The organism is Geobacillus stearothermophilus ATCC 12980 (assembly GCF_030369615.1).
GTDB lineage: Bacteria > Bacillota > Bacilli > Bacillales > Anoxybacillaceae > Geobacillus > Geobacillus stearothermophilus.
Genome location: NZ_CP128494.1, coordinates 1041192 through 1067897, shown reverse-complemented (window position 1 = coordinate 1067897; position 26706 = coordinate 1041192). Strand labels below are relative to the sequence as shown.

General features: G+C 54.9%; 25 protein-coding genes. All 25 read right to left on the bottom strand.

Annotation, left to right across the window (positions count from 1 at the left end):
- Nucleotides 1–35: 35 nt before the first annotated feature.
- Nucleotides 36–1283: a M16 family metallopeptidase gene (locus QSJ10_RS05755; RefSeq protein ID WP_033016833.1), complete on the bottom strand. Its 1248-nt coding sequence runs from the start codon at nucleotides 1281–1283 to the stop codon at nucleotides 36–38.
- Nucleotides 1270–2253: a polysaccharide deacetylase family protein gene (locus QSJ10_RS05750; protein WP_049624698.1), complete on the bottom strand. Its 984-nt coding sequence runs from the start codon at nucleotides 2251–2253 to the stop codon at nucleotides 1270–1272. Before QSJ10_RS05750 ends, QSJ10_RS05755 begins: the two co-directional genes overlap by 14 nt.
- An 88-nt stretch (nucleotides 2254–2341) precedes the next feature.
- A complete protein-coding gene (gene pnp / locus QSJ10_RS05745; protein ID WP_289493461.1) occupies nucleotides 2342–4501 on the bottom strand; it encodes a polyribonucleotide nucleotidyltransferase in 2160 nt (719 codons plus the stop codon).
- Between the two features lie 136 nt (nucleotides 4502–4637).
- Nucleotides 4638–4907: a 30S ribosomal protein S15 gene (gene rpsO / locus QSJ10_RS05740; RefSeq protein ID WP_033016867.1), complete on the bottom strand. Its 270-nt coding sequence runs from the start codon at nucleotides 4905–4907 to the stop codon at nucleotides 4638–4640.
- Between the two features lie 87 nt (nucleotides 4908–4994).
- A complete protein-coding gene (ribF, locus tag QSJ10_RS05735; RefSeq protein WP_033016836.1) occupies nucleotides 4995–5981 on the bottom strand; it encodes a bifunctional riboflavin kinase/FAD synthetase in 987 nt (328 codons plus the stop codon).
- Nucleotides 5982–6016: 35 nt separating this feature from the next.
- Nucleotides 6017–6925 (bottom strand): tRNA pseudouridine(55) synthase TruB, encoded by a 909-nt coding sequence (gene truB, locus QSJ10_RS05730; RefSeq protein WP_033016838.1) that lies wholly within the window; start codon nucleotides 6923–6925, stop codon nucleotides 6017–6019.
- 55 nt (nucleotides 6926–6980) lie between these two features.
- Complete coding sequence (rbfA, locus tag QSJ10_RS05725; RefSeq protein ID WP_033008079.1) at nucleotides 6981–7367, bottom strand: 30S ribosome-binding factor RbfA; 387 nt, start codon at nucleotides 7365–7367, stop codon at nucleotides 6981–6983.
- A 16-nt stretch (nucleotides 7368–7383) separates the two neighbouring features.
- Nucleotides 7384–7662: a DUF503 domain-containing protein gene (locus tag QSJ10_RS05720; RefSeq protein ID WP_033008081.1), complete on the bottom strand. Its 279-nt coding sequence runs from the start codon at nucleotides 7660–7662 to the stop codon at nucleotides 7384–7386.
- Entirely contained in the window at nucleotides 7659–9884 is a 2226-nt protein-coding gene (gene infB, locus QSJ10_RS05715; protein ID WP_033016841.1) for a translation initiation factor IF-2, read from the bottom strand. Before infB ends, QSJ10_RS05720 begins: the two co-directional genes overlap by 4 nt.
- Nucleotides 9885–9888: 4 nt before the next feature.
- The gene (locus QSJ10_RS05710; RefSeq protein ID WP_033008083.1) at nucleotides 9889–10206 is read right to left on the bottom strand and encodes a YlxQ family RNA-binding protein; all 318 of its coding nucleotides are present in this window, start codon (nucleotides 10204–10206) and stop codon (nucleotides 9889–9891) included.
- Nucleotides 10203–10487: an RNase P modulator RnpM gene (gene rnpM, locus QSJ10_RS05705; RefSeq protein ID WP_033016843.1), complete on the bottom strand. Its 285-nt coding sequence runs from the start codon at nucleotides 10485–10487 to the stop codon at nucleotides 10203–10205. Before rnpM ends, QSJ10_RS05710 begins: the two co-directional genes overlap by 4 nt.
- 12 nt (nucleotides 10488–10499) lie before the next feature.
- Nucleotides 10500–11651 carry a transcription termination factor NusA gene (gene nusA / locus QSJ10_RS05700; RefSeq protein WP_053532330.1) on the bottom strand — a complete coding sequence of 384 codons (1152 nt, stop codon included), beginning with the start codon at nucleotides 11649–11651 and terminating at the stop codon, nucleotides 10500–10502.
- Between the two features lie 24 nt (nucleotides 11652–11675).
- Nucleotides 11676–12149 carry a ribosome maturation factor RimP gene (gene rimP / locus QSJ10_RS05695; protein ID WP_033008087.1) on the bottom strand — a complete coding sequence of 158 codons (474 nt, stop codon included), beginning with the start codon at nucleotides 12147–12149 and terminating at the stop codon, nucleotides 11676–11678.
- Between the two features lie 203 nt (nucleotides 12150–12352).
- Complete coding sequence (locus QSJ10_RS05690) at nucleotides 12353–16657, bottom strand: PolC-type DNA polymerase III (protein ID WP_033016851.1); 4305 nt, start codon at nucleotides 16655–16657, stop codon at nucleotides 12353–12355.
- A gap of 105 nt (nucleotides 16658–16762) precedes the next feature.
- Nucleotides 16763–18466, bottom strand: coding sequence for a proline--tRNA ligase (locus tag QSJ10_RS05685; RefSeq protein WP_053532329.1), 1704 nt, complete (start codon nucleotides 18464–18466; stop codon nucleotides 16763–16765).
- Nucleotides 18467–18490: 24 nt separating this feature from the next.
- The gene (rseP, locus tag QSJ10_RS05680) at nucleotides 18491–19756 is read right to left on the bottom strand and encodes an RIP metalloprotease RseP (protein WP_171697966.1); all 1266 of its coding nucleotides are present in this window, start codon (nucleotides 19754–19756) and stop codon (nucleotides 18491–18493) included.
- 2 nt (nucleotides 19757–19758) lie between these two features.
- Complete coding sequence (gene dxr / locus QSJ10_RS05675; protein ID WP_047819265.1) at nucleotides 19759–20907, bottom strand: 1-deoxy-D-xylulose-5-phosphate reductoisomerase; 1149 nt, start codon at nucleotides 20905–20907, stop codon at nucleotides 19759–19761.
- A gap of 20 nt (nucleotides 20908–20927) precedes the next feature.
- A complete protein-coding gene (locus QSJ10_RS05670) occupies nucleotides 20928–21722 on the bottom strand; it encodes a phosphatidate cytidylyltransferase (protein WP_033016872.1) in 795 nt (264 codons plus the stop codon).
- Entirely contained in the window at nucleotides 21719–22492 is a 774-nt protein-coding gene (uppS, locus tag QSJ10_RS05665) for an undecaprenyl pyrophosphate synthase (RefSeq protein WP_033016874.1), read from the bottom strand. The genes QSJ10_RS05670 and uppS overlap by 4 nt, the downstream gene beginning before the upstream one ends.
- A gap of 82 nt (nucleotides 22493–22574) precedes the next feature.
- Entirely contained in the window at nucleotides 22575–23132 is a 558-nt protein-coding gene (gene frr, locus QSJ10_RS05660) for a ribosome recycling factor (RefSeq protein ID WP_033008096.1), read from the bottom strand.
- 2 nt (nucleotides 23133–23134) lie between these two features.
- On the bottom strand, nucleotides 23135–23857 hold the full coding sequence (gene pyrH, locus QSJ10_RS05655) for a UMP kinase (RefSeq protein ID WP_033008098.1): 723 nt from the start codon (nucleotides 23855–23857) through the stop codon (nucleotides 23135–23137).
- Nucleotides 23858–23925: 68 nt separating this feature from the next.
- Entirely contained in the window at nucleotides 23926–24810 is an 885-nt protein-coding gene (gene tsf, locus QSJ10_RS05650; protein WP_033016875.1) for a translation elongation factor Ts, read from the bottom strand.
- 158 nt (nucleotides 24811–24968) lie between these two features.
- The gene (gene rpsB, locus QSJ10_RS05645; protein WP_021322279.1) at nucleotides 24969–25676 is read right to left on the bottom strand and encodes a 30S ribosomal protein S2; all 708 of its coding nucleotides are present in this window, start codon (nucleotides 25674–25676) and stop codon (nucleotides 24969–24971) included.
- Between the two features lie 150 nt (nucleotides 25677–25826).
- Entirely contained in the window at nucleotides 25827–26453 is a 627-nt protein-coding gene (locus QSJ10_RS05640; protein WP_033016877.1) for a hypothetical protein, read from the bottom strand.
- A 9-nt stretch (nucleotides 26454–26462) separates the two neighbouring features.
- On the bottom strand, nucleotides 26463–26693 hold the full coding sequence (locus QSJ10_RS05635) for a hypothetical protein (RefSeq protein ID WP_033016878.1): 231 nt from the start codon (nucleotides 26691–26693) through the stop codon (nucleotides 26463–26465).
- Between the last annotated feature and the right edge of the window lie 13 nt (nucleotides 26694–26706).

The window sequence follows — 26706 nt, the reverse complement described above, 5'->3', positions numbered from 1 at the left end:
ACGGGTCGTTAGCTTTTTTTATGCCCGACAGGCGGCTACGATCGAAGCGGGCGCGGCAGCACGCCATCCGGGCTGATTAAGGCGAGCGCGTAATCATCGGTAAAAACGGTGCGCGCCAGCTCATTCACTTTTTCCACCGTGACGCTTTCAATTTCCTCGATAATCTCGTCAAGCGACCGATGGCGGCCGAGAAGAAGTTCGTTTTTGCCGTTGCGGCTCATGCGGCTGTTCGTGCTTTCAAGCCCAAGCATCAAGCTTCCTTTCATCTGTTCTTTGCTGTTATGCAGCTCTTTTTCCGTAATACCGTCTTCTTTCAACTGGCGCAGCGTCCGTTGGATCGTTTCAAACAAAACGTCAAGCTGGCTGCTCCCCGTGCCGGCGTAAATGGCGAGCAAGCCGCTGTCTTGGTAGGCGGAATGGTACGAGAACACCGAATACGCCAATCCGCGCTGTTCGCGCACTTCTTGAAACAGCCGGCTGCTCATGCTGCCGCCTAAAATATTGTTGAGGATCAGAAGCGGATACGCATCCGGGTGGCCGACCGGCAGGCCGTTGAACCCGATGCATACGTGCGCCTGCTCCGTGTCTTTTTTGCGCGCGAGCTTTTGCGGCACAAACGTCGGCGTCCCTGACGGAGCGGGCTTGCGGGACGCAGTGAACGAGCCGAAATAACGTTCGACTTCAGTGATAAACCGCTCATCGACATTGCCGGCAACGGAAACGACAACGCGATCCGGAGTATAGTAGTCGGCCATATATTGGCGCAACGTGTCCCCCGTAAACGTGCGCAACGTCTCTTCCGTTCCTAAAATCGGGTAGCCGAGCGGATGACCCGCATAGCATGCCTTGCCGAGCAAATCGTGGACGATGTCATCCGGCGTGTCTTCGTACATTTTGATTTCCTCAAGCACCACGTTCCGCTCTTTTTGCAGCTCATCCTCAACGAACGTCGAGTGAAAAAACATATCGGCAAGCATTTCCAACGCGAGCGGTGCATGTTCGTCCAACACTTTGGCGTAATAGCACGTATACTCTTTCGACGTAAAGGCGTTCACTTGCCCGCCGATGCTGTCAAACGCTTCGGCGATATCCCGGGCCGTGCGCGTTGCCGTCCCTTTAAAAAACATGTGCTCTAAAAAGTGGGAAATGCCGTTGTTTTGTTCCGTCTCATTGCGCGAACCTGTGCCGATCCATACGCCGATGGCCACCGACCTTACAGTCGGAATTTGCTCCAGCACGATTCGCACGCCGTTTTTGCACGTGTACTTGTTAATCAACTCCATGTTCCTCCTGTTTTTTGGCCAGTCTTTTCTCGTCGAATAAGGCTGTCAGGCTGCCGATGGCATAGCCTTTCCGCTTGATCGAGGCGATCAGCTCATCGAGTGCGGCCGCCGTCGGCATCGTCGGATGCATCAAAATCATGGCGCCGGGATGGATTTTTGATGTTACCCGTTTCACTATAGCAGATGGCGACGGTTTTTGCCAATCAATTGTATCAACGCTCCACATGATCGTCTTCATGCCGAGCTCGGCGGCGATGTTGACGACGTCATCACGGTAGCTGCCGCTCGGCGGGGCAAACCATTTGCATTTGACCGACGTCGCCGCTTCAATGACTTCATTCGTCTTTTCCAGTTCGCGGCGGACCGCTTCGCTGCTGAGCGTTTTCATATCCGGATGGCTGTAGGAATGGTTGCCGATTTCATGGCCGGCATCTGCTATCATTTTTGCCATCTCCGGATGGTTTTTTACCCATCGCCCTTCCAAAAAGAACGTCGCCTTCACCCCGTGTTTTTTCAACGTCTCAAGCATATCGGGGATGTATTCTTCCCCCCAGGCCACGTTGATGAGCAGCGAGACCATCGGTTTGTCGGGGTGGCCGCGATAGATCGGCGCCGGCGGCAAGTCATCCAAATGAACGCGCGGCGGCACTTGGCGGAACACGAGTTTTCGTTCATCGAACGTTCCCGTTTTCTTCATGTTTTCATAAGAGGCGTCAATATCGACAGCGAGCCCGTTGTACCCCGGCGTCGCCTTCCACACTTTATCAATGACCGCATCCTGGGCGGGAATTTCGTATTGCTTCGCCTGCTTGACAATCGTCTCGTACAGTTTGTCGCGTTCTTTCATGGCGGTCATTTCCACCGGGCGCCAGCTCTCGATGTAGCCGCCGACCGGAGGCCACTGAACCGCCATCCAAGCGATGAGAAACATGACCGCTAGCGCCATGTATCGGGCATAGCCGTTGTTCACCCTTGTCCCCCTCCTTTTTCACTACTACAACCATATGTCTACGGGAGACAAGTTAGAACATAGCAAAAGAGCCTTAAGAAACAAATTCCTAAGGCTTCATGCGTTGGCGCTCCGGCCGTCTTCCGCGTTTTTCCCGCGGCGGCTCGGCAATGCCGCGCTGCTCGCGCAACACCGCTTTGCGCGACAAGTTGACGCGCCCTTGTTTATCGATTTCGGTCACCTTCACCAAAATTTCATCGCCGATCGACACGACGTCTTCCACTTTGCCGACCCGCTCCTCGGCCAGCTCGGAAATGTGGACGAGCCCGTCCTTGCCGTTGAACAGCTCGACGAACGCGCCGAATTTTTCGATCCGTTTCACCTTGCCCAAATACACTTCCCCCACTTCGACTTCGCGGACGATGTCTTCGATGATTTGCTTTGCTTTTTGGTTGGCCGCTTCATCGACAGAGGAGATGAAAATCGTGCCGTCTTGCTCGATATCGATTTTCACGCCGGTTTCATCGATGATTTTATTGATTTGTTTGCCGCTCGGCCCAATGACCTCGCGGATTTTATCCGGATTGATGTGCATGATCAAAATTTTCGGCGCATATTTGGACAGCTCTTTGCGCGGCTCGCTGAGCGTTTGCATCATATGGTCCAAAATTTCCAAGCGCCCTTTGCGCGCCTGCATGAGCGCCTCTTCCAAAATGTCGCGCGTCAGCCCTTTAATTTTAATGTCCATTTGCAGGGCGGTGACGCCTTTTCTCGTGCCGGCGACTTTGAAGTCCATATCGCCGAGATGGTCTTCAATGCCTTGAATGTCGGTCAAAATTGTGTAATGATCGTCTTGTTTCACCAGCCCCATGGCAATGCCGGCGACCGGCGCTTTAATCGGCACCCCGGCATCCATCATCGCCAGTGTGCTCGCGCAAATGCTCGCCTGCGATGTCGATCCGTTTGACTCGAGCACTTCCGAAACGAGGCGGATCGTGTACGGAAACTCGCGCTCCGACGGCACGACCGGCTCCAACGCCCGCTCCCCAAGCGCGCCGTGTCCGATTTCGCGCCGCCCCGGCCCGCGCATCGGCCCGGTTTCGCCGACGGAAAACGGCGGGAAGTTGTAATGATGCATGAACCGTTTCGATTCTTCCAAATCAAGCCCGTCCAAAATTTGTACATCGCCGAGCGCCCCGAGCGTACAAACGCTCAACACTTGCGTTTGGCCGCGCGTAAACAAGCCCGACCCGTGCGTGCGCGGCAAGACGCCGACCGCCGACGACAGCGGGCGGATTTCATCGACTTTGCGCCCGTCCGGACGGATTTTCTCAACTGTAATCAAACGGCGCACTTCTTCTTTCACAAGCTTGTGCAAAATTTCCTGCACTTGCTTCAGCTTCTCTTCATCCGCCTCTTCCGCTTCGTACTTGGCGATGACGCCCGCTTTTACATCCTCGATGGCAGCATCGCGCGCCAGTTTTTCCGGCACTTGCACCGCCCGCTTAATATCTGCTTCCGCAAGTTGGCGGATTTCCGCCTCCAACTCAGGATCGGGTTCATACAAGACGACTTCCATTTTTTCTTTGCCGACCTGGGCGGCAATTTCCTCTTGGAAAGCAATGAGCCGCTTGACTTCTTCGTGGCCGAACATGATCGCTTCGAGCATCACTTCTTCCGGCACTTCATCCGCGCCGGCTTCGACCATGTTGATGGCATCTTTCGTCCCAGCGACGACAAGATGCAGATCGCTTTTTTCCATCTGCTCGACCGTCGGATTGATGACAAACTGGCCATCGACGCGGCCGACGATGACACCGGCGATCGGTCCTTCAAACGGAATGTCGGAAATCGTCAACGCCGTAGACGCACCGATCAACGCCGCCACTTCCGGGGAGCAGTCTTGGTCGACGCTCATGACCATCGATACGACTTGCACTTCGTTGCGGAATCCTTCGGCAAACAACGGGCGGATCGGCCGGTCGATGAGCCGGCTCGCCAAAATCGCTTTCTCGCTTGGGCGGCCTTCCCGTTTAATAAACCCGCCCGGAATTTTCCCGACCGCGCACAGCCGCTCCTCGTAGTTGACCGTCAGCGGGAAAAAGTCCACATTTTTCGCTTCCCGCGATGCGGTGGCCGTGCTCAGCACCACCGTATCGCCGTAGCGGACGAGCGCCGCCCCGTTCGCCTGTTTTGCCAGTTCGCCGGTTTCAATGACGAGCGGGCGTCCAGCCACATCGATGGAAAACACGCGTTTCTCTTGTTCCATACAGACGAGTACTCCTCTCTATGTACAAAAATAAGGGATCTGCTGATGATTAGTATAGACGAATTGGCGCTATTGTATCATCGCCGCGCAAACGGCGCCTATAAACTAGCAAAAAAGCGGGAATGCTCCCGCTTTTTTATCGACGTAATCCAAGTTTCTCAACTATTTCACGGTAGCGCGCCACATCTTTATTGCGCAAGTAGGCCAACAGCCGGCGGCGTTTCCCGACCATTTTCAGCAGGCCGCGCCGAGAATGATGGTCTTTTTTATGGACGCGCAAATGCTCATTCAAATTGTTGATTTGCTCTGTCAAAATCGCAATTTGCACTTCCGGAGAACCGGTGTCGTTCTCATGGACTTTGAATTGTTCGATGATTTCGCGTTTGCGCTCTTGCGTCAATGCCATCATGGTTCACCTCCCTAGTCTTCGATCCCCGGTTGCCGAGCGGGCGTCGGTGAGTCGCCTGGCCAAGCAACGGTTCGCATACACTGATTAGAATACCTCTTTTTCCGGCAAAATGCAAGTCTTTTCGTCCAAACGCCGGAAATACTGTTTTGCTTCTTCCTTGTCGCGGGCAATTTGCGCCGCCAGCTCGGCGACGCCGGCAAACTTGCGCTCGCTCCGCAGGCGGCGGTGCCACTCAACCGTCACCGTTTCCCCGTAAATGTCGCGCGCGAACGCAAACAAATGCACTTCCACGCTCGGCAACCCTTCGCGCGCCGCATGGAACGTCGGTTTGTAGCCGATGTTCGCCACCCCTTCGTACGTCCGGCCGCCAACGGTCGCTTTGACGGCGTAAACGCCGACCGCCGGCAATAGGTAGTCGCCATTTAACGCAATGTTGGCCGTCGGGAACCCGATCGTCCGCCCGCGCTGCTCCCCGGCGACAACCGTCCCTTCGATGTCATAAAAACGGCCGAGGAGGCGGGGGAGCTGATCGACCGCCCCTTCTTCAATGAGCTTCCGCACCCTTGTCGAACTCACCTTTTCCCCGTCGACGGCCAGCTTTGGAACAACGGTTTGCCCAAAGCGGCCACGCGCATGAAGCGGCATCGTCTCCATCGTCCCTTTTCCGAACCGGCCATAAGTGAAATCAAAACCGGCGACGACGTGCTTGACATGAAGCCCATCCAAATATTGATCGGCAAACTGCTCCGGCGGCAGGTTGGCGAACGCCGGTGTAAATTCGACGATATACAGTCGATTCACGCCAAGCGCCGCAACCAACTGCTCTTTTTTGTTAAGCGGGGTAATGAGACGAAGCTCAGGTTGTTTGCCAAGCACGACGGACGGATGAGGATGAAACGTCATCACCGCGCTTTCGTATCCGCGTTCATTCGCAATCTCGACCGCCGTCCGGATCACTTTTTGGTGGCCAAGGTGAATGCCGTCAAAATAGCCGAGCGCCATCACCGTCGGGGGAAGCGCCTGGCGCTCAAAGCGATGCGGATGCGAAAGAAATATCGTTTCCATGTCCATAACCCACCTTACTTTTTTCCGCGCTTCGCCCGGCGTCAACGAAACACTTTGAGCGGTTTCATCAAGCCCGGGCGCGCCGGATGCTTTACATACAGGGCCAGCGCCTCCCGCTCGGGCGTCACGAGCACGACCGGCCCGTCAAGCGCATGCAAAAAGGCGGGAAGCCGGAGCAGCGCCCCGTTTTTTACTTTCTCTGCTACTTTATCATTGATTTCATATTTCGGCAAATGAAAAAGCGCTTGCTCGATCGGAATGAGCAAGGCGGCGGCCGTTCCGTCGGCCGCCCGGCGCTCGACTTCTTCAAGCGTCACACAATCTTCAAGCCGAAACGGGCCGGACGCTGTGCGGATGAGATCGGACATATGAGCCGGATAGCCGAGCTGCTCGCCGACCGTCACTGCGAGCGTGCGGACATACGTGCCTTTGCTGCATGTGACGCGGAAGCGAAATGACACCGTCTCCCCGGCAAACAGCTCGCGATCATCGAGCAGCTCGAGCTCGTAAATCGTCACGCGCCGCGTCGGGCGCTCCACCTCGATGCCGGCGCGCGCATATTCATACAGCTTTTTGCCGCCGACTTTCACCGCCGAATACATGGGCGGCGTTTGCTCGATTTCCCCGATAAGGCGGCGGAAAACGGCTTCGATTTCCACCCGCGCAATCGGCCGCTCGACCGGCCGGACGGCAACGACGTCACCGTCGGCGTCTTCGGTCGTCGTCGCTGCACCGAGCGTCACTTCCCCTTCGTACGTTTTCGTCGCTCCGGTAAGAAATTCCGCAATGCGCGTCGCTTTGCCAAGGCAAAGCGGCAGGACGCCGGACACGTTTGGATCGAGCGTGCCGGTATGGCCGACTTTTTTTACCCCAAGCAGGCGGCGCACCTTTGCCACACAGTCGTGCGACGTTATTCCTTTTGGTTTGTTGAGCAGCAATACCCCGTCCATCGGCGCACCCTTTCCCTGTCTATACTCGCGCAACGGAAATGGATAGACGGTTCGTCTATCCATTGTTTGGACCATCCTCCGCCTCTTCCGGCCGGCGGCGGTCGCCGTCGGAAATTTCGCGGATCAGCCGCTCAATGCGGCTGCCGTATTCCATCGTTTCATCGATCTCAAACAAAATTTCCGGCGTTTTGCGCAGGCGAATGCGCTGCCCGATTTCCGAACGGATGAATCCTTTCGCCTTTTCCAGTGCTTTCAGCGTGTTCTCCCGCTGCTCGTCATCGCCTAAGACGCTAATGTACACTTTCGCTTGCTGCAAATCGCCGGTGACGCGCACATCGGTGACGGTGACGAAACCGATGCGCGGGTCTTTCAGCTTGCGGCCGATAATGTCGCTCAACTCTTTTTTCATTTGCTCGCCAACGCGAGTTGCTCGTATGTTCATCATCCATCACCTCGATTTACAACCACTCAAATGATGTGGACGCCCGCTCCAACTCGGGGAACGAATCGATCAAGGCCAAGGCCCGCTCGAGTTCCCGCTCAGCCGCCATTCGGCTCGACGCGATGGCGACAAGGCCGATTTTCGCCCGCTGCCATGCGTCTTGATAATCGAGTTCAGCCACAGAGACGTTGTACTTTTGCCGAATCCTTGTCAGCACCCGCTGCAGGACGGCCCGTTTGTCCTTCAGCGAGCGGGCGTTATAAATGAGACATTCGCATGCGGCAAAGCCGATCATGCCCGAGCCACTTCCTGCATGACGTACGCTTCAATAACGTCCCCTTCTTTAATGTCATTGAAGTTTTTGATCGTCAAGCCGCACTCATATCCTTGCGCCACTTCGCGCACATCGTCTTTATACCGTTTGAGCGAATCGATTTCGCCTTCGTACACGACGATGCCTTGGCGGATGAGGCGCACTTTGCTGTCGCGGGTGATTTTGCCGTCGGTGACATAGCAGCCGGCGATCGTGCCAACTTTGGACACTTTGAACGTTTGCCGCACTTCCGCTTGGCCGATGACTTTCTCTTCGTATTCCGGGTCGAGCATCCCTTTCATCGCCGCTTCAATTTCCTCAATGACGTTGTAAATGATGCGATGGAGGCGGATGTCGACTTTTTCCGATTCAGCGGCGCGCTTCGCATTCGCATCCGGGCGGACGTTAAAGCCAATGACGATAGCGTTCGATGCCGTCGCCAGTGAAATATCCGATTCGGTGATGGCGCCGACCGCCGCATGGATGATTTTCACCCGCACGCCTTCGACATCGATTTTTTGCAAGGCGGCAACCAGCGCCTCAACCGATCCTTGAACATCGGCTTTGACGATCAAGTTCAGCTCTTTCATTTCGCCTTGCTTGATTTGTTCGAACAAATCGTCGAGGCTGACGCGCGTTTTCACGCTCCGCTGCTCCTGCAGCTGCCGCTGCGCCCGCGCTTCCCCGATTTGCCGCGCCTTTTTCTCATCCTCAAACACCATGAAACGGTCGCCGGCTTGCGGCACGTCGTGCAGCCCGGTAATTTCCACCGGCATCGACGGCCCCGCTTCCTTGACGCGCCGCCCGCTGTCATTGACCATCGCCCGCACACGCCCGTACGTCGTGCCGACGACGATCGGATCGCCGACTTTGAGCGTGCCGGCTTGAACGAGCAGCGTCGCCACCGGGCCGCGCCCTTTGTCGAGCTTCGCTTCAATGACCGTTCCGACCGCGCGCCGGTTCGGATTGGCTTTTAATTCTTCCATCTCGCTGACAAGCAAAATCATTTCCAACAGATGATCGAGGCCCTCTTTCGTTTTCGCTGACAGCTTGCAGAAAATCGTATCGCCGCCCCATTCTTCCGGAACGAGGTTGTACTCCATCAACTCTTGCATGACGCGGTCCGGGTTCGCTTCCGGTTTATCCATTTTGTTAATGGCGACGATGATCGGCACGTTTGCCGCCTTGGCATGGTTGATCGCCTCAACCGTCTGCGGCATGACCCCGTCATCGGCTGCGACGACAAGGATGACGATATCGGTCACTTGCGCGCCGCGCGCCCGCATCGTCGTAAACGCTTCATGGCCTGGTGTATCGAGGAACGTAATTTTTTTGTCATTGACGGTGACTTGGTAAGCGCCGATGTGCTGCGTAATGCCGCCCGCTTCTTGCTCAGTCACTTTCGAATGGCGGATCGCATCAAGAAGCGTCGTTTTCCCATGGTCGACGTGCCCCATGATCGTGACAACCGGCGGCCGTTCAACCAGGTCTTCCGGAGCATCGGCAATTTCAATCGCTTCAAAGTTCGTTTCGTCAATGGTCACCTTTTCTTCCACTTCAACGCCGTAGTCGGAGCAGATGAGCTCGATCGCATCTTTGTCCAAGTCTTGGTTGATCGTCGCCATCACGCCAAGCATAAACAGCTTTTTAATAATTTCCGACGGCTCGCGGCCCAATTTTTTCGCCAGCTCGGCCACGGTGAGCGAACCCTCGAACGTAATTTTCTTCGGCAGCTCTTTTTCTTTTTTCGCCGGCTGCGGCACCTGCTTCGCGGCCGGAGCCGCTTGTTTTTTCCCTTTCGCCGGCCCTTTTCCTTTCTTCTTCGCCGCTTGGAACGCTTTCTTTTCTTGCTGCTGCGCCTCCGTTCGTTTTGTTTCTTTCCCTTTCGCCGCCCCTTTTTTCTTGGCCGGCTTGGCCGCTTCTTTTACATCGTCAAAAATTTCCTCATCCGAGAAATCGGCCGTCTTCGCCGGCATCGGCCGCTTCGGCTTGTCGGTTTTCTTTTCCGCTTTCTTTTCATTTTTGGTTTCGGTTTTCTTTTCGGCCTTTGGGCGGTATTGATGGTCAAGCTTTTCGACGACATCGGCCTCGAGCATGGCCATATGATTGTTTACTTCAATGTTCATTTCTTTCAATTTATGAATAACGTCCTTGCTTGGCACGTTCTGTTTTTTCGCATATTCGTACACACGCATTTTTGACATACAGTCACCCCCATAAAGATCGGTCGAGCATCGTTTGCAATTGGCGCGCGAACCCTTCGTCGGTGACGGCGACGACGACGCGGGCGTCTTTGCCGATCGCGCCGCCCAGCACATACCGGTCCGGCACTTTGCAAAGCGGGACGCCATAAAACGCACATTTATCCGTCACTTTTTTTTCCGTGTTGGCCGACGCATCTTCCGAAAGCAACACGAGCCGCGCCCTGCCCCGTTGCACTTCCTTGACGACAAGTCCCTCTCCGGAAACGACTTTTCCGGCCCGCTGCGCCAACCCTAACAGCGATGCCCAGCGGTTCTGTTTCATTGTCCTGCCTGTTTCTCCTTTTTCGCCAAAGCAAGCAGCTCGTCATAGAGCGAGTCGGCGATGTCGGCTTTTAAATGGCGGGCCAAAATGTTTTTCTTTTTCGCCTGTAAAATGCAATCCGGGTCAAGGGTAATATACGCGCCCCGCCCCGCTTTTTTGCCGGTCGGGTCGATCGACACCTCTCCTTCTTTGGAGCGGACGATGCGCACCATTTCCCGCTTTGGCTTCATCTCTCCAGTGACGACGCATTTGCGCAACGGAATTTTCTTTTGCGCTGCCATTTCTATTCCCCCTCACTCGATTTCCGCCGATGCATCGAATGATTGGACGTTCTCATCACTATTTCCATTATCGGCCGCCGCGCCGTTGAAATCAAGCGAAGTGGATGGCGCATACGGATCAATGCCCATGTCCCGCGCCTCGGACTCGCTTTTAATATCGATTTTCCAGCCGGTCAATTTTGCCGCCAGACGGGCATTTTGCCCGCGTTTGCCGATAGCGAGCGACAGCTGGTAGTCCGGAACGATGACGGTCGTCGCCCTTTGCTCTTCATTGACGATGACGCGCAGCACTTTCGCTGGGCTTAACGCATTGGCGACAAACTCCACCGGGTCGGCCGACCAGCGGACGATATCAATTTTTTCCCCGTTCAGCTCGTCGACGATCGCCTGGACGCGCTGCCCTTTTGGCCCGACGCAGGCGCCAACCGGATCGACTTCCGGATTGTCGGAATGGACGGAAATTTTGGAACGATCGCCGGCTTCGCGGGCGATCGACTTGATTTCAACCGTCCCGTCGTAAATTTCCGGCACCTCAAGCTCAAACAGCCGCTTCAGCAAGCCCGGATGAGTGCGGGAGACGAAAATTTGCGGCCCTTTTGTCGTCTTTTCCACTTTCGTAATGTACACTTTCAGCCGATCGTGCGGTTTGTACGTTTCATTCGGCATTTGTTCGTTCGCCGGCAAAAGCGCCTCCGCCTTGCCGAGGCTGACATAGACAAAACGCGGGTCAATGCGCTGGACGATGCCGGTCATAATGTCCTCTTCGCGGTCGACAAATTCGGCGTAGATGATGCTCCGCTCCGCTTCACGCACGCGCTGGGTCACGACTTGTTTCGCTGTTTGCGCAGCGATGCGCCCGAAATCGCGCGGCGTCACTTCCAATTCGACGACATCGCCGATTTGATAGTTCGGATTGATCCGCTGCGCCTCCTCAAGCGAAATTTCAAGACGCGGATCGGTCACCTCTTCGACGACGTCTTTGCGGGCGAGCACGCGGATCGTCCCTGTTTCCATATTTAAATCGACGCGCACGTTTTGCGCTTGGCCGAAATTGCGCTTGTACGCGGAAACGAGCGCCGCTTCAATGGCTTCCATAATCACTTCTTTGCTGATGCCTTTTTCCCGCATCAGATCGGCTAACGCCTCAAGCAACTGCGTGTTCATGAAACGAAAATCCCCCTTTTATCATTAAGAGAAAATGACGGCTAATCTAGCGCTCGCCACTTTTTCATACGGAATGGCGACCGTTTTTTGCCGCCCGCGGTCTTTGACCGACAGCGTCACGGTCGTCCCGTCAAAAGCGGTCAATTCCCCTTCAAACTGCTTTTCTCCTGCAATCGGCTCGTATGTTTTGATATATACATTTTTCCCAATTGCTCTTACAAAATCTTTTTCATTTTTTAACGGCCGCTCCGCTCCCGGCGATGACACTTCTAAAAAATAGTTGTGCGGAATCGGGTCGACCTCGTCGAGCTTTTCGCTTAGCCTTTCACTGACGACGCCGCACTGTTCAATGTCCACGCCGGTGTCTGAATCAATAAAGACGCGCAAAAACCAGTTTTTTCCTTCTTTCACATACTCGATGTCCACCAGCTCGAGCCCCATTTCGTCCAAAATCGGCGCGACAAGCTGTTCAACCGTTTCTGTCACTTTTTTGCTCATCGTGTTCCTCCTTACTGGGCAAGGCTGCATGCTGCATAATGAGAAAATCCCCTGCACAAGGCGGGAATGAACGAAAGACGGAAAGACCGATGCTCATTCAAGACGAAAGAGTGGGTTTCCCCACTCTTTGTTTGCCATTATCTTTGCCAATTCCACTAAAACTATAACACATTGGGAAATATATTGCAACGAAAAACCGTCCGTCAGAACAAGGACAGCTGGTTATGATCCGGAAGCGAGTCGAGGCAGCCGCGGCTTTCGAGATACTCAAGCAGCGTTTTCGACACTTTGCCGCGCTGCTGCAAATCTTCTTTTGACAAAAACTCCCCTTCTTCGCGGGCGCGCACAATGTTTTGCGCCACGTTCGTCCCGAGCCCCGGGATGGCGTTAAACGGCGGAATAAGCGAGTTGCCGTCAATGACAAATTCGGTCGCCTGCGAGCGGTACAAGTCGATATTTTTAAAGGAAAAGCCGCGCTCGCACATTTCCAGCGCCACTTCCAGCACCGTGAGCAAGCTTTTCTCTTTCGCCGTCGCCTGAATGCCTTTGGCGTTGATTTCCTCAATCCGCTTGCGAATGGCGGCTGATCCTTTGATCATGGCATCAAGGTCAAAGTCCTCCGCCCGCACCGTAAAGTACGACGCGTAATACAAAAGCGGATGGTGCACCTTAAAGTAGGCGATGCGCACCGCCATCAACACGTAGGCCGCCGCGTGCGCTTTCGGGAACATGTATTTGATTTTTTTGCACGAGTCGATGTACCATTCCGGCACGTTATGCTTGCGCATCTCCGCCTCAAATTCCGGCGTCAATCCTTTCCCTTTGCGCACCGATTCCATAATTTTAAACGCCAGCGACGGCTCAAGCCCGCGGTAAATGAGATAGACCATAATGTCGTCGCGGCAGCCGATCACCTCAGAAAGCGTGCACGTGCCATTTTGAATGAGTTCTTGCGCGTTGCCAAGCCATACATCGGTGCCGTGCGACAAACCGGAAATTTGCACGAGCTCGGAAAATGTTTTCGGCTTCGTTTCTTCGAGCATTTGCCGGACAAAGCGCGTGCCGAATTCCGGGATGCCGATCGTGCCGACGTTGCACATAATTTGCTCCGGCGTAACGCCAAGCGGCTCGGTGCTGCTGAAAATGCCCATCACGTCCGGGTCGTCGGTCGGGATCGTTTTCGGATCGATGCCGCTTAAATCTTGCAGCATGCGGATGACCGTCGGATCGTCGTGCCCAAGAATATCGAGCTTCAATAAATTGTCATGAATCGAGTGGAAGTCAAAATGGGTCGTCCGCCATTCCGATGACGTATCATCGGCTGGATATTGGATCGGCGTAAAGTCGTAAATTTCCATATAATCGGGAACGACGATAATGCCTCCAGGGTGCTGCCCAGTCGTCCGCTTCACTCCGGTGCAGCCGGCCGCCAGACGGTCGATTTCCGCGCCGCGCAGCTCTAAGTTATGGTCGCTCGCATAGCCTTTCACAAACCCGTACGCCGTTTTGTCGGCGACCGTGCCGATCGTTCCGGCGCGGTAGACGTTGTCTTCGCCAAACAGCACTTTCGTATAGTTGTGGGCGCGCGGCTGGTACTCGCCGGAGAAGTTCAAATCGATATCCGGCACTTTGTCGCCTTTAAAGCCAAGGAACGTCTCAAACGGGATGTCATGCCCGTCTTTTTTGTATTTCGTCCCGCATTGCGGGCAGTTTTGATCCGGCAAGTCAAAGCCCGACCCGACCGAACCGTCATTAAAAAACTCGGAATGTTTGCAGTTCGGGCAGACGTAATGCGGCGGCAGCGGGTTCACCTCGGTAATTTCCGTCATCGTCGCGACAAACGATGAGCCGACCGAGCCGCGCGACCCGACAAGGTAGCCGTCATCGAGCGACTTTTTGACGAGCTTATGCGAAATTAAGTAAATGACGGCAAATCCGTGGCCGATAATGCTCTTCAGCTCTTTTTCAAGCCGCTCCTCAACAAGTTTCGGCAGCGGGTCTCCGTAAATTTCTTTCGCCCGCCGGTAGCTCATTTCCTTGATTTCCTCGTCCGCCCCTTCGATGCGCGGCGTGTACAGCTCATCCTTGATCGGCTTCACTTCACCGATTAACGAAGCGATTTTTTGTGTGTTGTCGACGACGATTTCTTTCGCTTTTTCCGGCCCTAAAAACGAGAAGCAATCCAGCATTTCGTTCGTCGTGCGGAAATACACATCCGGCAGCTCATGCCGGTTGAGCGGGTTCGCCCCGCCTTGCGAATGGATTAAAATTTTCCGGTAAATTTTGTCCTCCGGATTTAAATAATGGACGTTGCCGGTGGCGACGACCGGAATGTTGAGCTTTTCGCCAAGGGCGACGATGCTGCGGATGATGTTTTGGATCATCTCTTCATCTTTGACGTAATCCATTTCAATGAGCGGCTTGTACACCTCGGGCGGATGCACCTCAAGAAAATCGTAAAAGCGGGCGATGTCTTCGACTTCCTCCGGCGCCTTTTGGATCAAGTTGTCAAACAGCTCGCCTTTGTCGCAGCCCGAGCCAACGAGCAGCCCTTCACGATGCTTGACCAGCACGGAGCGCGGGATGCGCGGCACGCGGTGAAAATAATCGATGTGCGACAGCGAGACGAGCTTGAACAAGTTTTTCAGCCCGATGTCGTTTTGCGCCAACAGCGTCGCATGGAACGGGCGCGCCAGGCGGTACGACGCATCGCTGTGCGTGCGGCTGTTTAATTCGTCATGAAACAGTATGCTGCGCTCTTCCGCTTCCTTCAATAGCCGCATAAGCAAATGCCCGGTTGCCTCCGCGTCGTAGATGGCGCGGTGGTGCTGGGTCAGTTCAATGTCGAACTTTTTGCAAAGCGTGTTCAGCCGGTGGTTTTTCAAATCCGGATACAAAAAGCGGGCGAGTTCAAGCGTGTCAATGACCGGATTGGTGAGCTTGCCGCGTCCCATGCGGGCGAGGCCTGCGTTTAAAAACCCGATGTCAAAGCTGGCGTTATGGGCCACAAGCGTCGCATCGCCAATCCAGTCAACAAAACGGGCCAGCACCTCATCCGGCTGCGGAGCGTCTTTCACCATTTCGTCCGTGATTCCGGTCAATTCCATCGTCGTCACGGACAGCGGATGTCCCGGATTGGCAAAGGACATAAACCGGTCGATGATCTCGCCGTCTTTGATTTTGACGGCCGCCAGCTCAATGATCGTATTGTACACAGCCGACAGCCCGGTCGTTTCAACGTCAAAGACGACGTATGTCTCCTCCGAAAGACGGCGGTGCGTTTCATTGTAGGCGATCGGCACGCCATCGTCGACGATGTACGCCTCAAGGCCGTAAATGACCTTCATGCCGTGTTTTTTCGCCGCGCTGTAGGCCTCCGGAAACGACTGAACAACGGCATGGTCGGTGACGGCGATCGCCGGATGACCCCATTTTTTCGCTTGTTCGATGAGTTTTGTCACCGAGGTAACCGCGTCCATTTGGCTCATCGGGGTATGCAAATGGAGCTCGACCCTCTTTTCCCCTTCGGGCGCTGTATCTTGCCGTTCGTTTGCAGCGATTTCGTTCAAATCGTTGGCGATGATGACCAAATCGCGGACGAATGTGTCGTTTTGCACGCTGCCGCGCACTTTCACCCACATGCCTTTTTTGACGCCGCTCATGAGCTCGGCGTCCTCTTTGTCGCGCGAGAACATTTTGACTAAAATCGAGTTCGTGTAATCGGTGATTTTCATGGTCAACAGCGTGCGGCCGCTTTTGAGCTCGCTCACCTCAGCGTCAAACACATACCCTTGCACCACAACGCGCCGTTCTTCCTCAACGATCGTCTCAAGCGGACGCACTGGCTCCTCGTCGCGGATCGGGTAGCCGATGACGAGCGGGCCGGATGGAGAAGCCGCTGCTGCCTTTTCCTCTTCTTTTGCCATATCGGTCAGCACCGCCAACGCCCGCTCTTCATCTTCTTGCTGCTTTTGCGCCAAAAACTGCTCCATTTCCTGCTCAGCCGGTTGCACGTCGACTTCCAGCTGAAACGGCGGAAAACCGAACGACGCGTAAATCGCGGCGATTTTTTGCGCAAACCGCCGTTTGACAGCCAGCGCCTCCGCCTCGTGGCGGGCGGTGACAACGAGCTTGTTCCCTTTCACCGCCGGCGTCTGCCGGCTCAGCAAATCGACAAGCGGCGAGACGCCTTCTTGCAGCTCGGCGAGGCAAAGCGGCCAGTACGCCCGCACATCGTCTTCCGTTACGCGCGGCGATTCGACATCAATCGTATACCGGATGGCAGCGATATGGCGGAAAGCAGCCGCCAAGCGGTCCGTAAACGATTTGTACACCTCGGCCGGCAGCACGTTGGCGAACTGAAAATAGAAATGCCAGCTTTTTTCTTCTTTATCAATCACGACTTTGCGAATGAACGCATCACGGAAATACGGCATCCATTCATCCGACGTCATCTTCAGTTGCTCAAGCAAAACGAAAAACCGCTCTTTTTGTTCTTTCGTGGCCATGATTTCCCCTCTCAACGAAATCGTTTCTCTTTCTAATCATACCATACAAACGCCAAAAAGCGCCGACGGAAAAGAAACTCGTTCTTTTTCGCCGGCGCCGTTCGTTCACCCTTGCAAGAGGCGGCGCACCGTATCGGTCAATTCGCCCACCGGCACGTCAAACGTCTCGCCTGTTTTTCGCACTTTCACTTCGACGATGCCTTCGCCCACCCGCTTGCCGACGGTGACGCGAACCGGAATGCCGATCAAATCGCTGTCGGCAAACTTGACTCCGGCCCGCTCCGGGCGGTCATCATATAACACTTCAAATCCTGCCTGTCCCAATTTTTCGTACCATTCCTCCGCCAACGCTCGCTGCTCGTCGCTTTTCGCGTTCGCTGTCAGCAAATGGATATGAAACGGCGCCACCGAAGCCGGCCAGACGAGCCCGTTTTCATCGGCAAACTGCTCGGCAATCGCCGCCACCAGCCTGGAGACGCCGATGCCGTAGCAGCCCATGATCATCGTCTTCGTTTGGCCGTTTTCATCCAAGTACACGGCGTTCATTGCCTCACTGTATTTCGTGCCAAGCTTGAACACGTGCCCGACTTCAATGCCGCGAGCGAAGCGGATCGTCCCTTTGCCGTCCGGAGACGGGTCGCCCTCTTGGACAAAGCGCAAGTCGGCGTATTGACTGACGGCAAAATCGCGGTCCGGGTTGACGCCGATGTAATGGTAGCCTTCCTCATTCGCGCCGCAAACACCGTTGACGATGGCAGCAACAGCATGGTCCGCGATCACCATGACCGCTTCGCTGACACCGATCGGACCGAGCGAGCCGACCGGCGCCCCCATCACCCGTTCTGTTTCTTCCGGCGTCGCCAGCTCCACGACGGTGGCGTCGAGCACATTTTTCACTTTCACCTCGTTCGCCTCGTGGTCGCCGCGGACAAGAACAAGCACGTACCGGCCATCGACATTGAACAAAAGCGACTTGATGCAGCGCTCCGGCGAAACTTGTAAGTAGGAAGCGACTTCATCAATCGTTTTTTGCCCCGGCGTCGCCACTTTTTTCAATTCAGCCGGCGGCTCGCTACTTTTCTCGTACGTGGTCACAACCGGCGCCATTTCAATGTTGGCGGCATAGTCGGACGCGTCGGAATAGGCGATCGTATCTTCGCCAATGTCCGAGAGCACCATGAACTCGTGCGTATCTTTGCCGCCGATCGCCCCCGAATCCGCGATGACGGCACGGAAGTTTAAGCCGCAGCGGCGGAAAATGTTCGAATAGGCGTTATACATGTCGTTGTACGTTTCATCCAAACTTTCTTTTGACGTATGGAACGAATAGGCGTCTTTCATCATGAATTCACGGCCGCGCAGCAGTCCGAAGCGCGGGCGCTTTTCATCGCGGAATTTCGTTTGGATTTGGTACAACACAAGCGGCAGCCGCTTGTACGTTTTCACTTCATCGCGGACGATCGCCGTGATCATTTCCTCATGCGTCGGCCCAAGGGCGAAATCGCGCTCGTGCCGGTCTTTTAAGCGCATCAACTCCGGTCCGTACGAATACCAACGGCCGGACTGCTGCCAAAGCTCGGCCGGCTGCAGCGCCGGCATCAGCAGTTCCATGCCGCCGATGCGGTTCATCTCCTCACGGATGATCGCTTCAATCTTTTGCAGCACGCGTTGCCCGAGCGGCAAAAACGTGTAGACTCCGCTCGCGCTCTGGCGGATGAAGCCGGCCCGCAGCAGCAGCTGATGGCTTTTCACTTCCGCGTCCGCCGGCACTTCGCGCAATGTCGGAATAAACGCTTGACTTTGTCTCATTCACAGCCACCTCATTCTCTCTCTTTATAGGAAAAATTTTTGAATGTCGTTCCATGTGACGACAAGCATCAGCAACATAAGCAAGGCGAAACCGATAAAATGGACCATTCCTTCTTTTTGCCGGTCGACCGGCTTGCCGCGCACGGCTTCAATGGCGAAAAAGAGGAGCCGCCCGCCGTCTAGCGCCGGCAATGGCAACAAGTTGACAATCCCGAGGTTGATGCTTAAAATCGCTCCCCATTTCATCAAGTAGTAGATCCCGGACTCCGCCACCTTGCCAGTCGATACAGCGATGCCGACCGGGCCTGACAGCATGTCAAGCTGAAACTGGCCGGTGATCAATTGAACGAGCCCTGTTGCAATTTCCCTCGTCCAGTAATACGTCTCGACCAGCCCTTGCTTTACGGAGCCGAACACCGATTTTTCCATCGGCTGATAGACGCCGATTAAGCCGATCGTCTCCCCTTGAATCGTTTTCGCTTCCGGGGTGACGGTCACGCTCATGTCTTTCCCGTTCCGCTCAATTTGAAACTCCAGCGGCTCCTCTGGATGAGCGCGAATCGTGTTGACGATTTCCGTCCACGTTTCCATCCGTTCGCCGTTGATGGCGATGACCTCATCCCCTTGCTTCAACCCCGCCGCGCGCGCCGCTCCATCCGGCGTCAGCTCGCCGATGACCGGCTTATCGACCGGGTAGCCTTGCAAAAGGCCGATGATGATAAAGACGAGGACGGCCAATAGAAAGTTGGCGAGCGGGCCGGCCAAAATCGTCATCGTCCGCTGCCCGAGCGTTTTTGCCGCAAATTGGCGGTGGTACGGGGCGATTTGAATTTCTTGGCGGTCGACGACAAAAAACGCCGGTTCTTTCACCGCAAACCGCTCCAGCCGCTCGCCGTCGGCATAGCCGGTGACATACATGCCATGCTCCAAATCAGCGTCTTCCACCTCAACGACCCGAATGTTCGGATAATCGTCCTTATGGTTGAGGACGATTTTTTCCACCCGTCCTTCACTGTCAAGCAAAAGACCGACGACTTGCCCGCGCTTCAGCTCGATCGTTTCCGGGTCTTCGCCGGCCATGCGGACGAAACCGCCAAGCGGCAAAAGCCGGATCGTATACACCGTTTCGCTTTTCTTAAACGAAAACACTTTCGGTCCGAACCCGATGGCAAACTCGCGGCACAAAATGCCGGCCCGTTTGGCCAGCAGCAAATGCCCGAGCTCGTGAAAAAAGACGAGAGCGCCGAAGACAACAATAAACGAAATAATCGATTCCAACGTTTCAACCACCTTTATGCTAATAGTGAGCGGACATAAGCGCGCACATCCGCGTCAATTTCGCGAATCTCTTCAAGCTGCGGATCGTCCACCGGCTGATGGCGCTCAAGAGCGCGCTCGATCCACTCCTCGATGGCCAAAAACGGAATGCGTCCGGCTAAAAACGCCGCCACCGCTTCCTCATTGGCGGCATTCAACACCGTCGGCAGCGAGCCGCCGCGTTTTCCAGCTTCATAGGCAAAGCGGAGGCAGCGGTAACGGTCAAAATCGACCGGGGCGAAATGGAGCGCCCCAAGCGCAGCCAAATCGAGCGGCTTGGCCGCCGCAAGCGGCAGCCGCTCCGGATAGGCGAGCGCGTATTGAATCGGGATGCGCATATCCGGCGTGCCCAACTGGGCTAAGATGCTCGTGTCGCGAAACTCGACGAGCGAATGGATGACGCTTTCTCGGTGCAGCACGACCTCGATCCGCTCATACGGCAGCCCAAACAGCCAATGCGCTTCAATGACTTCAAACCCTTTGTTCATCATTGTGGCGGAATCAATCGTAATTTTCGCCCCCATCGACCAATTCGGATGGCGAAGCGCTTCTTCGACCGTCACATGAGCGAGCTCTTCGCGCGTCCGATCGCGAAAGCTCCCGCCCGACGCGGTCAGAATCAGCTTCTCCACGTGTTCACGCTTTTCCCCTTGCAAGCATTGAAAAATGGCGGAATGCTCGCTGTCAACCGGCAACAGCGGCACACCGCGCCGCTTGGCTGCCGCCGTGACAAGATGCCCGGCAACGACAAGCGTCTCTTTATTGGCGAGAGCGATCGTCTTCCCGGCTTCAATCGCTTTTAATGTCGGCACGAGGCCGACGCTGCCGACGACGGCGGTGACAACGACGTCCGCCTGCGGGCAAATAGCCGCCTCCACCAACCCTTCCTCTCCGTACACGACTGCAGTCCGCCCGCTGTACTCGCAGCGAAGCACTTCGTAAGCGTCTCGGTCGGTGACAGCGACAAGAACAGGGGAAAACTCAGCAATCAGCTTTCTTGCCGCTTCCACATTTTTCCCAACCGATGCCGCCGCCAGACGAAACTTGTCCGGATGAGCGCGCATGACATCGAGCGTTTGCTGGCCGATCGATCCGCTCGCCCCTAATATACTAATATATTTCAACATTTTCACTCCTCATCCGCTTATCGTACTGCTTCGATGAATATGTATAAGAGCGGCAGCACAAACAGCAGACTGTCGAACCGGTCCAAAATGCCGCCATGCCCCGGCAAAATCGCCCCCGAATCCTTCACGCCGTAATGGCGTTTGAAAGCGGACTCGACCAAGTCGCCAAGCTGGCCGAACATCGAAAGCAAAAGCGCAATCCCCACAGCTGCGCCAAGGCTGCCGAACGGGCCGACTGCCCATTCGTAAACGGCCGCGATGACAACAGCGCAGACGACGCCGCCAATGGCGCCTTCGACTGTCTTATTCGGGCTGATTTCCGGCCATAGCTTGCGCCGGCCGAACGCGCGGCCGAGAAAATACGCTCCGATGTCGGTCGCCCAAATGACAAACAGCGCGTAGACGAAGTACGCCAAGCCGGCCAAGCGGATCGCGGCGAAGCAGAAAAACCCGACGCCAACATACAAAACCGCCAGCACGACAAATGCTGCCTCATCAAACGTCAGCGCATTTTTTGTCACGACGGTGCCGACAAGCAGCAAAAAAGCGAGCGCGGCCAGCACACCGAACTTTGTCGTCCCGGACGCCAGCCATTCTTGGTCGTAAAGAGCGGGAACAAGCAGGAGCCAAAGGGCGGCAAACCCGGCGGCCCCAGCGAAAGACAACGGGGACATCCCTTTCATCCGCAGCAGCTCAAACAGTCCGACCGTGGCCAATATATATGTTACTATTATAAACGGAAATCCGCCAAAAATAACAATCGGCAAAAAGAGCGCCGCCGCTATGACTCCGGTGATGATTCGCTGCTTCATCGCGCTGACACTCCTCCAAACCGGCGGTCGCGGCGCTGGTAGGCAGCGATCGCCTCTAGAAAATGTTGCTCCGTAAAATCCGGCCATAAGACATCCGTAAACCAAAGTTCCGTATACGCCAATTGCCAAAGCATGAAATTGCTCAGGCGGATCTCTCCGCTTGTGCGAATGAGCAAGTCCGGATCTTTCAGGCCGTTCGTCATCAAGTATGAGGAAATGAGCGGCTCCGTAATATCGTCCGGCGCGAGCACCCCGCGCTCGACATCCTCAGCGATCCGCTTTACAGCGGCGGCAATCTCCGCCCGGCTTCCGTAATTGAGCGCAAAGTTTAAAATTAAGCCGGTGTTGCCGCTCGTTTCGTGAATCGCTTGCTCAACTGCCCGGCGCGTATGATCGGGCAACGCCTCCGTATGACCGATCACTTGGACTTTGACATTTTCGGCGACGAGCTCGGGAAGAAACGTCGTCAAAAACTGTTCCGGCAGCTTCATTAAATAGTCGACTTCCGTTTTCGGCCGTTTCCAGTTTTCCGTCGAAAACGCGTAAAGCGATAAAATTTCGATCCCAAGCTCATTGGCAAAACGGGTGATTTTGCGCACGACTTGCATGCCTTCGTAATGGCCGGCCACCCTCGGCAGCGCCCGTTTTTTTGCCCATCTCCCGTTCCCATCCATAATGATGGCAACATGGTTCGGAATCGGATGGCCAAGCACATCCTCTTTTGTCAGCGGGGCATCTTCCCGCTTCGCTTTTCGGATTTTATTAAACATACGAGTCCTCCGGGATCGTGTTTTGCCTTTCCATTATAGCAAAAAAACCCTCCATCAACATAGAGGGTTTGCATCGTTTTGCCTATACTTCCATAACTTCTTTCTCTTTCTCTTTTGTGATGGCGTCGATTTTGGCGATATGGTCATCGGTCAGTTTTTGCACATCATCAGTGTAGCTGCGAAGTTCGTCTTCCGTAATTTCGCCGTTTTTCTCGAGCTTTTTCAGCTCGTCGTTCGCGTCGCGGCGGATGTTGCGAACCGCGACTTTCGCATCTTCCGAATATTTTTTGACAAGCTTGGCCAGCTCACGGCGCCGCTCTTCCGTCAACGGCGGAATGACAAGGCGGATGACCGATCCGTCGTTTGATGGCGTCAACCCTAAATCCGATGCTAAAATCGCTTTTTCCATCTCTTTGATGACCGATTTGTCGTACGGCTGGATGACGAGCAGGCGCGCTTCCGGCACGCTGATCGAAGCAAGCTGGTTGATCGGCGTTTGGACGCCGTAATAATCAACCGTCACTTTTTCGAGCAGCCCGGCGTTCGCCCGTCCGGCGCGAATGCTTGCCAGCTCGCGGGTGAATGCTTGCACGGCCTTATCCATTTTTTCTTTCGCCTGTTGAATCACTTGCTTTGCCATCGTTATTTCCCCCTTACGATCGTTCCGATGTTTTCGCCTAAGACAGCGCGTTTAATGTTGCCTTCTTCCATGATTGAAAAGACGATAAGCGGAATGTTGTTGTCCATGCAAAGCGATGAAGCAGTCGAATCCATGACGCCAAGCCCTTGCTTGATGACGTCCAAGTACGACAGCTCGTCGTACTTAACAGCGTTGGCGTCAACGTTCGGATCGGCGCTGTAGACGCCGTCGACGTTGTTTTTCGCCATTAAAATGACGTCCGCTTCAATTTCCGCCGCCCGCAAGGCCGCCGTCGTATCGGTCGAAAAATACGGGTTGCCCGTGCCGGCAGCAAAAATGACGACCCGCTTTTTCTCAAGATGGCGGATCGCCCGCCGGCGGATGTATGGCTCGGCGACTTGCCGCATTTCAATCGACGTCTGCACCCGCGTCTCGACGCCGAGCTGCTCGAGGCTGTCCTGCAGGGCAAGCGAGTTCATCACCGTCGCCAACATCCCCATATAATCGGCTGTCGCCCGGTCCATCCCCATTTCGCTTCCCGTTTTTCCGCGCCAAATGTTGCCGCCGCCGACCACGATGGCGATTTCCACGCCAAGCTCAGCCACTTCTTTCACTTGTCTGGCGATCGACTGGATCACCGCCGGCTGAATGCCAAACCCTTGCTTTCCGGCGAGCGCTTCCCCGCTTAATTTTAATACGACACGTCGATATTTTGGCTGTTCCATGTCCGACCTCCATGATGCAAATCGCTTTGAAAAACAGGGAACACGCGCGTGTTCCCTGTTGCGGTCCATCACTGCTTTCTGACTTGGCTCATGACTTCTTCAGCGAAATTGTCTTGGCGCTTTTCAAGCCCTTCACCGACTTCATAGCGGATGAACTGTTTAACGGTCGCCCCGTTCGATTCCACATATTGGCGCACTGTGACATCTGGATTTTTGACGAACGCTTGCTCAAGCAGGCAGATGTCTTCGTAAAACTTTTTCAAACGGCCCTCAACCATTTTCTCGACAATATTTTCCGGCTTGCCTTCGTTTAACGCCTGCTGTTTCAATACTTCGCGTTCGCGGTTAAGTTCTTCCTCCGGCACATCCTCGCGCGAAACATATTTCGGATGGAGCGCGGCGATATGCATGGCCACGTCTTTGGCGACCTCTTCGCTGGCGTTGCCGGCTAATAACGTTAATACGCTGATGCGCCCGCCCATGTGCAAGTACGCGCCAAACGTTTCACCGTCCGCTTTGTTGACGACGGCAAAGCGGCGGAGCGTAATTTTTTCGCCGATTTTGGCGATCGCTTCGTTGATGTAGTCTTGGACGGTCGCGCCGTTGTCCATCGTTTGCCCGAGCGCCTCGTCAAGCGAAGCTGGTTTTTGTTTCAGCAAGTGGGCGGCCAGCTCTTTGACGAGCGTTTGGAACGACTCGTTTTTGGCGACGAAGTCCGTTTCCGAGTTCACTTCCAAAATGACGGCTGTGTTGCCTTCAGCAGCGACGTACGTCATTCCTTCCGCCGCGATGCGGTCCGCTTTTTTCGCCGCTTTGGCGATCCCTTTTTCACGCAGCCAGTCGATCGCCTTTTCCATGTCGCCGTTTGTTTCGGTGAGCGCTTTTTTGCAGTCCATCATGCCTGCGCCCGTTTTTTCGCGCAGCTCTTTGACCATTTGTGCTGTAATTGCCATGAATAAATCCTCCTTCTTTTGATCGCATATATGTATCGATGCCGGCAACGGATGCCCATTTTGCCCTTATTCGTTAGTATAGCCAAAAGTTGCTGACTTTTGTCTAAAAAAAGGTGATAAAAGGCTTTCCCCTCTTATCACCTTTCCTCCACCTTGCCTTACTCTGCTGCCACAGCGGCTTCTTCGCCTTGTTTCGCCTCAAGCACCGCATCGGCGATTTTCGACGTCAACAGTTTGACGGCGCGGATGGCGTCGTCGTTCGCCGGAATGACGTAGTCGATCTCATCCGGATCGCAGTTCGTGTCGACAATGCCGATGATCGGGATGTTCAACTTGCGCGCTTCCGCCACTGCAATCCGTTCTTTGCGCGGGTCGATGACAAACAGCGCATCCGGCAGTTCTTTCATGTCTTTAATGCCGCCTAAAAATTTCTCAAGCCGCTCTTTTTCTTTTTTCAAACCGATGACTTCTTTTTTCGGAAGAACGTCAAATACGCCATCTTCTTCCATTTTTTCAATTTCGCGCAACCGCTTGATCCGCTTTTGGATCGTTGCAAAGTTTGTCAGCGTGCCGCCAAGCCAGCGTTGGTTGACATAAAACATGCCGCAGCGTTCGGCTTCTTCTTTCACGGATTCTTGCGCTTGTTTTTTCGTGCCGACGAACAAAATTTTGCCGCCGTTCGCCGCCAGTTCGCGGACGAAGTTGTATGCTTCCTCGACTTTTTTCACCGTTTTTTGCAAGTCGATAATATAAATGCCGTTGCGCTCCGTGAAAATGTATTTTTTCATTTTCGGGTTCCAACGGCGCGTCTGATGTCCGAAATGGACGCCAGCTTCAAGCAATTGCTTCATTGAAATGACTGACATGCATGCTCCTCCTGTTTCCTTGTGGTTTTTGTGCCTCCGCCTGCCTCATCTTTCAGCAAGACTGGCGTTGCCAGCACCGTTGCTGAAATCATCAGGCGTGTGTATTCACACCATGTAAAAATATATCATAACCGCCGGCAGGAAATCAAGCTATTGTTCGCCCATTCGGCCGTTTTTTCGGCCAAATTTGAGCAGCAGTTCGACTTCTGTTTTTCCTTTTCCGAGCTTCTTCGCGATTTCTTCGACCGTCATCCCTTCGGCTTCGAGACGGCGGGCGATGGCGGCGGCATGGGCGGATGGCGGCGAAAAGTCGACTACATCTTCGATGGCGTCAACATCGGGAAAATAGTCCGACAGCGCGTCCATGGCGTCCGTTTGTTCAACCCGGCCGCTTCGCCCCAGCTCCGGCCGCTCCGATGCAGTTTGTTTCCGACCCGGCCTGTTTTCGCTGCCCGCTCCGTTTACCAGCCTGCTCTCTTTCTCATTGCTGGGCTCTGACTGCTGAGGCAGGCGGCTCTTGACGGGAGCCGGCGTCCGCTTGTCCGCCGCGGCGGCCGGTTTCGCGCTAAGCAGCGCATCCAACTCGGCCAAAAAGCGCTCATTTTCCTCTTTCCATGCCACGAGATGGGCCGCCATCGCCTCCTCAAGCTCCTCAGCCCGCCTCTTGGCTCTTGCTTCCTCTTCGCTTAGCCGCGACAAGCGCGTGTAAAGCAGGATGATCAACCAAAACGAAAACGCGTGCAGCAACAAGCTGACAGTCAGCCAAAATGCCTCCATCGTTGTTCACTATCCTTTGATGTCGATTGTTTTTCCTTTATAAGGATGACTCCCAAAACGGAGCGCGTCTCCCGCCCGTTTTCCCGTCACTTGGCGGCGCGCCTGCTCCGCTCGTTTTTCCTCCGCGGCTGCCCGCTGCGCCTGCACAACATGAGGGTGCTGCTGCGCCAAGGCGTGCTTGGACGCGGCTTCAGGCGCCTTCGGCATGACGCTTTGCAGCATCGGCAATTGGATGTCCATCTTCCCGCTTCCT

Coding starts and splice junctions, on each gene's coding strand:
- infB (WP_033016841.1), bottom strand. CDS start 9,884: ATGTCAAAAATGCGTGTGTACGAATATGCGAAAAAACAGAACGTGCCA.
- rbfA (WP_033008079.1), bottom strand. CDS start 7,367: ATGAACATACGAGCAACTCGCGTTGGCGAGCAAATGAAAAAAGAGTTG.
- rnpM (WP_033016843.1), bottom strand. CDS start 10,487: ATGGCAGCGCAAAAGAAAATTCCGTTGCGCAAATGCGTCGTCACTGGA.
- truB (WP_033016838.1), bottom strand. CDS start 6,925: ATGGACGGGGTATTGCTGCTCAACAAACCAAAAGGAATAACGTCGCAC.
- rpsO (WP_033016867.1), bottom strand. CDS start 4,907: ATGGCATTGACGCAAGAGCGCAAACGCGAAATCATCGAACAATTCAAA.
- rpsB (WP_021322279.1), bottom strand. CDS start 25,676: ATGTCAGTCATTTCAATGAAGCAATTGCTTGAAGCTGGCGTCCATTTC.
- QSJ10_RS05685 (WP_053532329.1), bottom strand. CDS start 18,466: ATGAGACAAAGTCAAGCGTTTATTCCGACATTGCGCGAAGTGCCGGCG.
- pnp (WP_289493461.1), bottom strand. CDS start 4,501: ATGGAACAAGAGAAACGCGTGTTTTCCATCGATGTGGCTGGACGCCCG.
- QSJ10_RS05635 (WP_033016878.1), bottom strand. CDS start 26,693: ATGGACATCCAATTGCCGATGCTGCAAAGCGTCATGCCGAAGGCGCCT.
- pyrH (WP_033008098.1), bottom strand. CDS start 23,857: ATGGAACAGCCAAAATATCGACGTGTCGTATTAAAATTAAGCGGGGAA.
- ribF (WP_033016836.1), bottom strand. CDS start 5,981: ATGGACATGGAAACGATATTTCTTTCGCATCCGCATCGCTTTGAGCGC.
- QSJ10_RS05640 (WP_033016877.1), bottom strand. CDS start 26,453: ATGGAGGCATTTTGGCTGACTGTCAGCTTGTTGCTGCACGCGTTTTCG.
- QSJ10_RS05755 (WP_033016833.1), bottom strand. CDS start 1,283: ATGGAGTTGATTAACAAGTACACGTGCAAAAACGGCGTGCGAATCGTG.
- nusA (WP_053532330.1), bottom strand. CDS start 11,651: ATGAACACGCAGTTGCTTGAGGCGTTAGCCGATCTGATGCGGGAAAAA.
- QSJ10_RS05710 (WP_033008083.1), bottom strand. CDS start 10,206: ATGAAACAGAACCGCTGGGCATCGCTGTTAGGGTTGGCGCAGCGGGCC.
- QSJ10_RS05720 (WP_033008081.1), bottom strand. CDS start 7,662: ATGATCGGCTTTGCCGCATGCGAATGTCTCATTTATAACGCCCGCTCG.
- rimP (WP_033008087.1), bottom strand. CDS start 12,149: ATGAGCAAAAAAGTGACAGAAACGGTTGAACAGCTTGTCGCGCCGATT.
- uppS (WP_033016874.1), bottom strand. CDS start 22,492: ATGTTTAATAAAATCCGAAAAGCGAAGCGGGAAGATGCCCCGCTGACA.
- QSJ10_RS05690 (WP_033016851.1), bottom strand. CDS start 16,657: ATGGCCACGAAAGAACAAAAAGAGCGGTTTTTCGTTTTGCTTGAGCAA.
- tsf (WP_033016875.1), bottom strand. CDS start 24,810: ATGGCAATTACAGCACAAATGGTCAAAGAGCTGCGCGAAAAAACGGGC.
- QSJ10_RS05670 (WP_033016872.1), bottom strand. CDS start 21,722: ATGAAGCAGCGAATCATCACCGGAGTCATAGCGGCGGCGCTCTTTTTG.
- frr (WP_033008096.1), bottom strand. CDS start 23,132: ATGGCAAAGCAAGTGATTCAACAGGCGAAAGAAAAAATGGATAAGGCC.